This window comes from Mycobacterium timonense, assembly GCF_025821985.1.
Taxonomy (GTDB): domain Bacteria; phylum Actinomycetota; class Actinomycetes; order Mycobacteriales; family Mycobacteriaceae; genus Mycobacterium; species Mycobacterium avium.
Window position 1 is genome coordinate 76,766 of sequence record NZ_JACKSY010000080.1, and the last position, 10,902, is coordinate 87,667.

A 10,902-nucleotide genomic window follows, 5' to 3' on the forward strand; every position below is an offset into this window, starting at 1 on the left:
TCTGTAGGAACTCGATCTCGTAGGAACTCGATCTTGTTGGAAAAAGAAGGCAAGCTCGGCGGACAGCCTAGCCGGGCGGCGGCGCGGTCGTCGGGCTCAGCCGGGCGCGCACGCCTCCAACGCGGCACCCACCTTGTCGACCAGGACCACCCGGTCCATCGCCGCCTGGGTGATGTAGCCGCTGTCCAGCAATCCGGACAGCCACAGCCACAGCCCCTCGTAGTGGCCGATCGGGTCGAGCAGCACGATGGGTTTGGCGTGCAGCCCGAGAAAACCCGTCGTCCACGCGTCCAATACCTCGTCGAGGGTGCCGATGCCGCCGGGCAACGCGATGAACGCGTCGGCGCGGTCCTCCATGATCTGTTTGCGCTCGTGCAGGGTGTCGCTGACGATCAGCTCGTCGGCGTCGGCGTCGGCAATCTCGCGGCGCATCAGCACCGTGGGGATCACACCGACGGTCCGCCCGCCGCGGGCCCGGGCCGCGCTGGCCACCGCGCCCATCGCCGACACCCGGCCGCCGCCCCACACCAGCGTCCAGCCCCGCTCGGCGATCGCCTCGCCCAGTTCCGCAGCGACACCGAGCAATTCGGGATGCTGCGGGCCGGACGCGCAGTACACACACACCGCCCACGCGGCCGACGAATCGCGTTCTGCGGGCATATCCGACAAACGTAGACCAACCCCGCGCGGCCCGTCATATCTGGGGCTTTCGCCGTGGCGGCGGGCCCGCGCGCCATAAAATCCGGCCGTGCCGATTCGATGGAACGTCCCCCGACAGGCGACGGCCGCCGAGCGGCTGGACGCGGCGTTGGCCGACACCGCCGCCGGGGCCGGGGCGGTGGTCCTGGGCCCCGACGGCATCGGCAAATCCACCCTGGCGCGGGTAACCGCCGAGCGGTTCGCCGCCGCGCACCCCGGCACTCGGGTCCGCTGGGTGACCGGCACGCCGACCGAACGCGCGGTCCCGTTCGGGGCGTTCAGCCACCTGGTGCGGATCGCCGAGATCGGCAAGCCGGCCGCGCTGCTGCGGGCCGCCCGGGCCTCACTGGGCGACGCCGGCCTGCTGCTCGTCGTCGACGACGCCCACCAGCTGGACGTGCTGTCGGCCACCCTGGTGTACCAGCTGGCCCGCGCCGGGGCGGCGCAGCTGATCGTCACCGCCCGCGCCGACGGCGCCCCGGACGCCATCGCGGCGCTGTGGGACGACGGCCTGCTCACCCGGATCGACGTCGAGGCGCCCGATGCCCCGACCTCGCCGGGCGAGATCGACGCCTTCCTCGCCGAGCTGACGCCGCCGGCGCGCGCGGTGCTGGAATACCTGGCCGTCGCCGAGCCGCTGTCGGTCACCGACCTGAACGCGCTCGCCGGTGACGGCGCGGTGGCCGAGGCGCAACGGTGGGGCGCGGCGGAGACCCGGATGCGCGGCGGGACGTCCGACGACCCGGTGGTGTACACCGCGCACCCGCTGTTCGCCGAGCGGGTGCGGGCCGCGCTGGACCCCGACGATGCCCGGCAACGACGCACCGAGCTGGTCACCGTGCTGGCGCGGCATCCGTCCGACCGGCTCAGCGACCGGCTGCGGCTGGTGTCGCTGGCGCTGGACAGCGACGCGCCGCCGCGGGCCGCCGACGTCGTCGACGCCGCGCGGCAGGCGCTGCGGCTGGGCGACCTGGCGCTGGGCGAACGGCTGGCCCGCGCCGCCCTGCGGCGCTCCGGCGGCCTGGCGGCGCGGCTGGCGCTGGCGCATGCGCTGGGCTGGCAGGGCCGCGGCCGGGAGGCCGACGCGCTGCTGGCCGAGGTCGACTCCACCGGCTTGACCGAGGCGGCGCTGATGGACTGGGCCCTCCTGCGGGCGGCGAACCAGTTCTGGATGCTCAGCGAGCCGGAGCGGGCCACCGCCTTCCTGCGCACCGTCCGCAACCGCGTCGCGGACCCCGGCCCGCGCACCACCCTGGACGCGCTCAGCGCCACCTTCGCGATGAACGCGGGCAACGTCGGGCACGCCGTCAAGGTCGCCGGCGAGGTGCTCGGCTCGCCCGCGGCCGACGACCAGGCGGTGGCCTGGGCGGGCAGCGCGGCCGCGTTGTGCGCGGCGCGGCAGGGGCGGTTCGACGACGTCGAGCCGTTGGCGCGGCGCGCGCTGGCCGCCGAACATCCCGGGCTGCTGCGCTTCACCATCGGGCTGGCGCAGACCACCACGCTGTTGCTGGCGGGCCGGCTCGAGCAGGCCCGCGAACTCGCGCAGCAGTTCACCGATTTCGCCGAGCTGCAGCAGCCGGGTCGCGCAATCGGCGAGGTGCTGCTGGCGCACGCGCTGCTCGCTGAGGGCGAATTCGCTTCTGCGGCAGCGTTATTGGGTCCGGCCGCGGCCACCTTGGAGCGCACCGGTTACTCGTGGGGGCCGTTGTCGCTGACCCTGCTGGCCACCGCGCTGGCCCAGCTGGGCGACACCGCCGCCACGGCAAAGGCATTGAGCCGGGCCAAATCCCGGCACGGCACCAAGTCGGCGCTGTTCGCGCCCGAGCTCGGGGTGGCGCGGGCGCATCGGCTGGCCCTGATGCGTGACGCCCACGGCGCGGTGGCCGCCGCGCGCGATGCCGCCCGGATGGCCGAGCGCGGCGGTCAGCGGGCGGTGGCGGTGCGGGTCTGGCATGAGGCGGTGCGGCTCGGCGACACCCGAGCGGCCGAGCCGTTGGCCCGGTTGTGCGACGAGATCGACTGCGCCGCAGCGAGAATCGCGTTGGCCCACGCGCGGGCGCTGGCGGCCGGCGACGAAGCGGCGCTGCTGGCGGTGTCGGAGGAGCTGACGTCGATCGGTATGCGCGCCGCGGCCGCGGACGCCGCCGCGCAGGCGCGCCGGGGCGCGGCGGCTCAGCCGCTCAGGTAGCCGCGCAGCAGGTCCGCCGCGGCGGTGATGGCGGCGACCGCCACCCGTTCGTCGCGCCGGTGCGCGAGGTTGGGATCCCCGGGACCGAAGTTGAGCGCCGGTATGCCCAGCGCGGCGAAGCGCGCCACGTCGGTCCAGCCGTATTTGGCCCTAACCCGGCCGCCGGCCGCCTCGACCAGCGCCTTGGCGGCGGGCTGGGACAGCCCGGGCAGCGCGCCCGCGGCGGCGTCGGTCTGTTCGATGTGCACGTCGAGGCCGTCGAGCACGTCGCGCACATGCTGCAGCGCCTCGGCCGGCGACCGGTCGGGGGCGAAGCGGAAGTTGACCGTCACCGCCGCCGCGTCCGGAATGACGTTGCCCGCCACCCCGCCGTCGATCCGCACCGCCGACAGGCCCTCACGGTAGGTGCAACCGTCGATCTCGACGCTGCGGGCCTGATAGCCGGCCAGCCGCTGCAGCACGGCGCCCAGTTTGTGAATGGCGTTGTCGCCCAACCAGGATCGTGCCGAATGGGCGCGGGTTCCGGCGGCGCTGACCACCACCCGCAGCGTGCCCTGGCAGCCGGCCTCGATGTAGCCGCCGGTGGGCTCGCCCAGGATCGCGACGTCGGCGGACAGCCAGTCCGGCAGCTCGCGCTGGATGCGACCCAATCCGTTTGCGGCGGCGTCGATTTCCTCGCAGTCGTACATGACCAGCGTCAGATCGTGCGCCGGGTCGGCGACGGTGGCGGCCAGATGCAGGAAGACGGCATCCCCGGATTTCATGTCCGCCGTGCCGCAGCCGTACAGGTCGCCGTCCTCGCGGCGACTGGGCAGGTTCCCGGCGACCGGCACGGTGTCCAGGTGCCCGGCCAGCAGCACCCGCGACGGCCGCCCGCGGTCGGTGCGGGCCAGCACGGCGTTGCCGTTGCGCACGATCTCGAAACCGGACGTCTGGGACCGCAGCGCGGCCTCGACCTCGTCGGCCAGCCGCGCCTCGTCGCGCGATTCGCTGGGGATGTCCACCAGCGCCGCGGTCAGCGCAACCGGGTCCCCGGTCAAGTCCAGCACGCTCCCAGGGTAGTGGCTGGACCCTGGCCGCGATGCCCCGCGCCGCCGGTCAGACCGGTAGCCGGGTGGGCATCACCTTGGGTTTGACGCCGTACCGCGGCCCCATGCCGTAGCCGCCGCGCCCGGCCGAGGCCACCGCCGGCATGCCGGTGGCCCAGGCGGTGTGCGGCTCCTCGGCGGGGCTCGCCCACTCGGTGGCACCGACGGTCGTCGCGGCGGGCTCCGGTGTGGGCGCGGACCACGTTGCCGGCGTTGACAATTCGCCGACCGTGGCGGCCGAGCCCATGCTGGCCAGCACCGGCGCGGCGCCCACACCCGCGGTGGCGGGGGCCGCGGCACCGACCAGCGCGCCGCCGCCGACCGCGCCGCCCACCTCACCGGCCACCCCGGCCGCGGCGGCGGTGTCGAGGGTGTGGTTGTAGAGGATGTTGGACACGATGGTGTTGAACACGTTCCAGGACACCACGTCGAAGCCGGCGTTGCCGACGTTGTTCACCACCGGGTTGCCCAGCAGGTTGTCCAGCGCGCTCAGCCCCGGCGGGTCCGCCGGCGCCGCCAGCGAGCGCACCACGTTGGGCACGTTGGCGACGGTCCCCTGCAGCCCGCTGGTCTGCGCGCTGGTGGCCGTCGCCCCGGAGACGGCGGCGGCCTGGCCGCCCAGCCCGCCGGGTTGGTTGGTGGGCGCCGGCGAGGTCAGCGGGCTGAGCTTGCCCGCGGTCGCCGACGACGCGGCGTAGCCGTACATGGCGGCCGCGTCCTGGGCCCACATCTCCCCGTATTGCGCCTCGGTGGCCGCGATCGCCGCGGCGTTCTGCCCCAGCACGTTGCTCGCGATCAACGCCGCCAGCTGGGCGCGGTTGGCCGCGACCAGCGCCGGCGGCACCGTCATGGCGAAGGCGGCCTCGTAGGCGGCCGCCGAGGCCATGGCCTGGGCGGCCGCCTGCTGCAGCTGCCCGGCGGTGGTGTGCATCCACTGCACATACGGCTGGACGGCGGTGACCATCGCGGCCGCCGAGGGGCCCATCCACTCCTCGCCGGTCAGGTTCGCGATCGCCGACTGGGTGGCCGCGGCAGTGGTGCTCAACTCGTCGGCCAGGTTGCTGAACGCCGCCGCCGCGGCCATCATCGGCGCGGCGCCCGCCCCGGTGTACATGCGGGTGGAGTTGACCTCCGGTGGGAGTGCTCCGAAGTCGAAAGTCATTGTCTCGCTCCTGTTCTGGGGTGCTCTAGATGGCGGGCTTGGGCATGACGGTGGGCTTGACGCCGTAGCGCGGGGCGCCCAGGCCGTAACCGCCGCGGCCGGCGGTGGCCATCGAGGGCACCCCGCCCGGCACCGCGGTCACCGGGGCGGTGTCGGGCGCGGCGCTGGTGAAGCCGGCGCCGACCAGCTGCGCCGGGGTGGCGTTGGCCGCCGGGGCGACGCCGCCCGGCGCCCAGCTCGGCGGCACCGACAGGCCGCCGATCGAGGGCCCGCGGCCCATGCTGGCCAGCACCGGGGCGCCGGCCGCGGCGGCGGGCGCCGCCGGCGCGGGCGGGCCGGCCGTCGTCGCCGCGGTGAGCCCGGGGTTGAAATTCGGGATCCCCGCGGCACCGGGCACCGGGGCGAATTGCCCCTCGCCCAGGGTGATGAAGTCCGACGCGGCCGCGCCGACGTTCTGCGCCCAGCCGATGGAGGTGCCCAGGCTGGTGGTCCCCGCGGGCGGCGGGTCGGCCGCCGGTGCGGCGTTGGGGATCACGTTGGGCGCCAACCCCTGCAACGCCGCGGCGCTGGTGTTCACCCGGTTGGCGGCCTCGGTCGCGCCGTACGAATCGGCGTTGGTGTCCAGGTTTTGCACCAGCGTCTGGTGAATCGCCTTGGCCTGGGCGCTGACCTGCTGGTACCAGGTGCCGTAGGCGGAGAACTGGGCGGCCTGCAGTGCGGACACCTCGTCGGCGGCTGCCGGCGCGATGCTGGTGGTGGGCGCGGCGGCCGCCGCGTTCTGGGCATCCATCGACGAGCCGAGGCCTTCGAGCATGCTGGCCACGGCCAGCAGCGCCTCGGGCCGGGTGGTGACAAAGGACATGATGTTCTCCTTCTCTCGACGAGCCGGCCCCGTTGCGGGCCCGCGACCGTGACTCCCCCGCCAGGCCCAGGACATGACCGGCCGATCCACGGGACCGAGGTACCCCGAAACGGCCGAGTTCACGCGGTTGACCTGGCACGACGACGGACCGGACGCACACCGTGCGGTGCCGGTGCCGCGACGTCGCTCAATTACCTTGCACCGGTGAGCTTTTGACGCCGGTGTAGGCGCGCCGGGCCGGACCGCGACCGCACGGCCGGCCGCGACCGCCGCGGGGGCGGGCGGATTCGGGTGCGGCCCGGGAAGTAACCTGACCGCCGTGACAACAGCAGCAGGTGCCGCGGGAGTAGGCCTGGCAACGCTGGCCGCCGACGGATCGATCCTCGACACATGGTTTCCCGCACCGGAACTGACCGGGCCGGGCACCAGCGGCACGTCGCGGCTCGCGCTGTCCGACGTCCCGCCCGAGCTGACCGCGCTGATCGGCCGCGACGACGACCGCGGCACCGAGACCGTCGCGGTGCGCACGGTGATCGGCTCGCTGAACGACGTGGCCGCCGACGCCTACGACGCCTACCTGCGGCTGCATCTACTGTCGCACCGGCTGGTGGCACCGCACGGGCTGAACGCCGGCGGCTTGTTCGGGGTATTGACCAATGTGGTGTGGACCAATCGCGGACCGTGCGCCATCGAGGGATTCGAGGCGGTCCGGGCCCGGCTGCGCCGGCACGGGCCGGTGACCGTCTACGGCGTCGACAAGTTCCCGCGGATGGTCGACTACGTGCTGCCGACCGGGGTGCGCATCGCCGACGCCGACCGGGTGCGGCTCGGCGCGCACCTGGCGCCGGGGACGACGGTGATGCACGAGGGCTTCGTCAACTACAACGCCGGCACGCTGGGCGCCTCCATGGTGGAGGGCCGCATCTCGGCGGGCGTCGTGGTGGGCGACGGCTCCGACATCGGCGGCGGGGCCTCGATCATGGGCACGCTGTCCGGCGGCGGCACCGAGGTCATCTCGATCGGCAAGCGGTGCCTGCTGGGCGCCAATGCCGGCCTGGGCATTTCACTCGGTGACGACTGCGTCGTGGAAGCGGGCCTGTATGTCACCGCGGGCACCAAGGTCATCACGCCCGAGGGCAAGCAGCTGAAGGCCCGCGAGCTGTCCGGCGGCAACAACCTGTTGTTCCGGCGCAATTCGCTGACCGGGGCGGTGGAGGTGGTGGCCCGCGGCGGCACCGGCATCACCCTCAACGAGGACCTGCACGCCAACTGAACTAGCGGGCGGCGACCTTCTCGGCGGCCGCGGCGGCGTCCAGCGCGGCCCCGCGGGTTTCGGGCAGCAGATACACGGACACGAAACTGGCCAGCACCAGGGAGGCCATCATGAGCCCGATCGCCCAGCTGCCGTAGGTCGCCAGCAGCGTGCCGGCCAGCAGCGGCGGCACGGCGGCGCCGACGATGCCGGCCAGGTTCATCGCCACCGCCGCGCCGCTGTAGCGGTAGCGGGTGGCGAACAGCTCGGGAACGAAGGCGGCGGTGGGGCCGTTGGCCACCGCCGCGGTGCCGAACATGCCCAGCACGGCGACGACGTAGCAGACGGGTCGGCCGGTGTCGATCAGCGGAATGACCACGAACGCCCACGGCAGGCACGCGACCAGGCCCCACAGCATCACCCGGCGGCGCCCGACCCGGTCGGAGATCCACGCCGAGCAGGCCACGCACGCCATGCTGGTGAGCCCGCCCAGCGCGCCGATGCCCCAGATGAAGCTGCGCGAGTACCCGAGATGGTTGTGGGCGTACATCACCAGGAACGTGTTGCCCAGGTAGATGAAGCCCATGCCGCCCACGAAGCTGCCCGCAACCAGGATGATCTCGCGTCGCTGCAACCGCAGCAGTTCGGTCAGCGGCGCCTTGGGCACCAGGTGGCGGGCCTTCTCCTCGACGAAGATCGGCGTCTCGTCGATGTTGAGCCGCACGTACAGGGCGATGCCGATCAACCCGCTGCTGATCAGGAAGGGCACCCGCCAGCCCCAGTGCATGAACGCCGGGCTGTGCTCGCCCATGGTGAGGTTGACGGCGAGGAAGGTCAGGCTGGCCAGGATCCCGGCAGTGCCCCCGCCGAGCAGGGTGAACATGCCGTACCAGCCGCGCCGGTCGGTCGGGGCGTACTCGGCGCTCAGCAGCACCGAGCCGGCCCATTCGCCGCCGACCGCGAACCCCTGCAGCAACCGCAGCACGGTGAGGAGCAGGGGCGCGGCGATGCCGATCGACGCGGTGCTGGGCACCAGGCCGACGCTCACGGTCGAGGCGCCCATGATGAGCAGGGTGGCGACCAGGGTCTTCTTGCGGCCCAGCCGGTCCCCGAAGTAGCCGAAGACGGCGGCGCCCAGCGGACGGGACAAAAAGGCCGTCGCGAAGGTCGCCATCGAGGCGATGGTGGCGACCGTCGGGCCGAGCCGCGGGAAGAACACCGCGGGAAACACCAGCGCCGCCGCGGTCCCGTAGATCAGGAAGTCGTAGAACTCGATGGCCGAACCCACCAGGCAGGCGGCCGCTATCCGCCGCATGGGCGTGCCGGGCGTGGTGGCGCGCGCGGACGGCTCACCCATGGCGGCCGCCTGCGCTCCGGTTGCCTGAATGCACGGTTACGACGGTAGGTGAAGCGTGGCGGCCACGCTCGGCCCCGAAGCTGGCAAGTTGCTGCGTGTCGTGCATCACGACGCCCGCTCAGCCGTCGGACAGCAGCTGCTTCTTGAGCACCTTGCCCATGGCGTTGCGCGGCAGCGCGTCCACCACGCGCACCTCGCGGGGCCGCTTGTGTATCGAAAGTTGTTGGGCGACATGGTCGATCAGGTCGTCGGGGTTGACCCGGCCGGCGGGAACGACGAACGCGACGATGCGCTGCCCCAGGTCCTCGTCGGGCATCCCGACGACGGCGGCCTCGGCGACGCCGGGGTGGCCGAGCAGCGCGGTTTCGATTTCGCCGGCACCGATGCGGTAGCCGCCGGACTTGATCAGATCGACGGACTCCCGCCCGACGATGCGGTGCATGCCGGCGTCGTCGACGACGGCGACGTCGCCGGTGCGGTACCAGCCGTCGGCGTCGAAGGCCTCGGCGGTGGCGTCGGGCCGGTTGAGGTAGCCGTCGAACATCATCGGGCCGCGCACCAGCAGCTTGCCGACGGTCTCCCCGTCGTGCGGCACCGGGTTGCCGTCGTCGTCGACCACCCGGGTCTGCACGCCGGTCAGCGGCAGGCCCACCCAGCCGGGGCGCCGCTCGCCGTCGGCCCGGGTGGAGATGGTGATCAGCGATTCCGAGGCGCCGTAGCGTTCGACGGGCTGGTGCCCGGTGAGCCCGGCCAACCGGTCGAACACCGGGACCGGCAGCGGCGCGCTGCCGGAGACCAGCAGCCGCGCCGGGCGCAGCGCGCGGGCGGCCGCCTCGTCGGCCACAACCCGCGACCACACCGTCGGCACCCCGAAGAACAGGGTGCCGCCGAAGTCGGTGCGGGCCTGCGCGTAGCCGGCCGGGGTCGGTTTTCCGGTGTGGACGAACCGATTCCCGATCCGCAGCGAGCCCAGCAGGCCCAGCACCAGACCGTGCACGTGAAACAGCGGCAGCCCGTGCACCAGCACGTCGTCGGCCGTCCACTGCCAGGCCTGCGCGAGGGCGTCCAGGTCGGCGGCGATCGCGCGCCGGCTCAGCACCACGCCCTTGGGCAGCCCGGTGGTGCCCGAGGTGTAGATGATCATCGCGGTGGCGTCCGGTGACGGCTCGGGGTAGCGGTGCCAGGAGCGGGCGTGCAGCCGCACCGGGACGTGCGGCAGGCCGTCGGGCTCGTCAGGCAGGGGGCCGAGCCAGGCCCGCACCCCGGAGTCGGCCAGCATGTGCCGGCGTTCGGCGGCCCCGACGTCGGCGGGCACCGGGACGAACGGCACCCCGGCGATCAGGCACCCGGTCACCGCGAGCACCGTGGCGGCGGTCGGTGTGGCGAGGACGGCGACCCGGCCCGCACCGGCGACCCGCTCGGCCACCGAGGTCGCGGCGCCGAGCAGGTCGGCGCGGCTGAGCACGGTGCCGTCGATGCGTACCGCGTCGGGGATGTCGGTGGCGGTAACGGCCGAGGGATTCAGCGACGTCAGCAGCACGCCAGCAGGCTACCCGCCGCCGGCACGGGTCAGTTCTGCTCGTCCCAGATCTTGGTCAGGGTGGACAGGATCTCCTCGCCGCGGCCCAGCCCGCCGAGGTGGCTCTCGCCGGGCAGCACGAACAGCTCTGCGTCGGGCAGCAAGGACACGACGTGTTGTCCGTGCGCGAACGGCACGATGTGGTCGCTGTCGCCGTGCCACCACCGGACCGGGACCTTGACCTGGTCGAGCCGGAATCCCCAGTCCTGGGTGAACAGGATGATGTCGTTGAACGGGGCGGCCAGTTGCTTGCGGCTGCCGTTGAGCAGGTCGTCGAGGAACATGGCCCCGAACTCGGGCCGGGTGAGCAGCCGCCGGTCGCCCTCGGGCGAGATCGCCGCGTACAGGTACAGGGCGGGGTTGGCGACCGGGCGGATGGCCCGCACGACCAGGCTGGCGCCGATCCGCAGCGGGTCGCCGCCCAGCTTCAGCAGTGGAGCCACCCGCTTGCCCAGGTTCATCAGGCCGCTGGTGATGCCCTCGTCGCCGAGGAAGGGCGCGACGCCGCCGAGGATGCCGGCCGCCACGACCCGGTCGGGCAGCACCGCGGCGGACGCGAGCGCGTAGGGGCCGCCGCCGGACAGCCCGATGAGGTCACGTCCCGTGGAGTGGTGTAAGAGCGGTCGCGTGTCCGCGTGTGGCTCTGTGGTAGCCACTATGCCGTGAGAGCGGCTGTGGGGGCAATGGTTTCGGCACTTTGGTCACTGACGTCGAG

At 73.3% G+C, this 10,902-nt stretch carries 8 protein-coding genes and 1 pseudogene; 2 read left to right on the forward strand and 7 right to left on the reverse strand.

The genetic code is table 11. The features are described 5' to 3' along the window. Positions 1-96: 96 nt before the first annotated feature. Positions 97-660, reverse strand: a complete 564-nt coding sequence (log, locus tag H7I87_RS19170; RefSeq protein WP_003875507.1) for a cytokinin riboside 5'-monophosphate phosphoribohydrolase — start codon at positions 658-660, stop codon at positions 97-99. 88 nt (positions 661-748) lie between these two features. Between log and H7I87_RS19175 the strand changes: the two genes are divergently transcribed. Further along, on the forward strand, positions 749-2,887 hold the full coding sequence (locus H7I87_RS19175; protein WP_033718627.1) for an ATPase AAA: 2,139 nt from the start codon (positions 749-751) through the stop codon (positions 2,885-2,887). Here H7I87_RS19175 and dapE read toward each other — a convergent pair. Genes dapE through H7I87_RS19190 form a run of 3 tightly spaced genes read right to left on the reverse strand, consistent with a single transcriptional unit; the run spans position 2,872 to position 5,999 of the window. Next, on the reverse strand, positions 2,872-3,936 hold the full coding sequence (gene dapE, locus H7I87_RS19180; protein WP_063966992.1) for a succinyl-diaminopimelate desuccinylase: 1,065 nt from the start codon (positions 3,934-3,936) through the stop codon (positions 2,872-2,874). The genes H7I87_RS19175 and dapE overlap by 16 nt on opposite strands. A 49-nt stretch (positions 3,937-3,985) precedes the next feature. Further along, positions 3,986-5,137 (reverse strand): PPE family protein, encoded by a 1,152-nt coding sequence (locus tag H7I87_RS19185; RefSeq protein ID WP_033718629.1) that lies wholly within the window; start codon positions 5,135-5,137, stop codon positions 3,986-3,988. A 25-nt stretch (positions 5,138-5,162) separates the two neighbouring features. After that, a complete protein-coding gene (locus H7I87_RS19190; RefSeq protein ID WP_010949655.1) occupies positions 5,163-5,999 on the reverse strand; it encodes a PPE family protein, SVP subgroup in 837 nt (278 codons plus the stop codon). A gap of 319 nt (positions 6,000-6,318) precedes the next feature. Here H7I87_RS19190 and dapD point away from each other — a divergent pair, with 319 nt between their 5' ends. Then, positions 6,319-7,272, forward strand: a complete 954-nt coding sequence (dapD, locus tag H7I87_RS19195; protein WP_023865408.1) for a 2,3,4,5-tetrahydropyridine-2,6-dicarboxylate N-succinyltransferase — start codon at positions 6,319-6,321, stop codon at positions 7,270-7,272. Position 7,273: 1 nt separating this feature from the next. On the opposite strand, the gene H7I87_RS19200 is transcribed toward dapD, so the two are convergent. The 3 genes and pseudogenes from H7I87_RS19200 to H7I87_RS19210 form a co-directional block, all read right to left on the reverse strand. After that, positions 7,274-8,608 carry an MFS transporter gene (locus H7I87_RS19200; protein WP_080708748.1) on the reverse strand — a complete coding sequence of 445 codons (1,335 nt, stop codon included), beginning with the start codon at positions 8,606-8,608 and terminating at the stop codon, positions 7,274-7,276. Positions 8,609-8,726: 118 nt separating this feature from the next. Beyond that, positions 8,727-10,148, reverse strand: a complete 1,422-nt coding sequence (locus H7I87_RS19205) for an acyl-CoA synthetase (RefSeq protein ID WP_009975544.1) — start codon at positions 10,146-10,148, stop codon at positions 8,727-8,729. A gap of 29 nt (positions 10,149-10,177) precedes the next feature. After that, positions 10,178-10,780 (reverse strand): annotated as a pseudogene (locus H7I87_RS19210) (alpha/beta fold hydrolase); the annotation flags it as partial. Between the last annotated feature and the right edge of the window lie 122 nt (positions 10,781-10,902).

What these genes read in the sequence shown, in the direction of transcription:
- log (WP_003875507.1), bottom strand. Translation starts at nt 660, where the DNA reads ATGCCCGCAGAACGCGATTCGTCGGCCGCGTGGGCGGTGTGTGTGTAC.
- H7I87_RS19185 (WP_033718629.1), bottom strand. Translation starts at nt 5,137, where the DNA reads ATGACTTTCGACTTCGGAGCACTCCCACCGGAGGTCAACTCCACCCGC.
- H7I87_RS19190 (WP_010949655.1), bottom strand. Translation starts at nt 5,999, where the DNA reads ATGTCCTTTGTCACCACCCGGCCCGAGGCGCTGCTGGCCGTGGCCAGC.
- H7I87_RS19200 (WP_080708748.1), bottom strand. Translation starts at nt 8,608, where the DNA reads ATGGGTGAGCCGTCCGCGCGCGCCACCACGCCCGGCACGCCCATGCGG.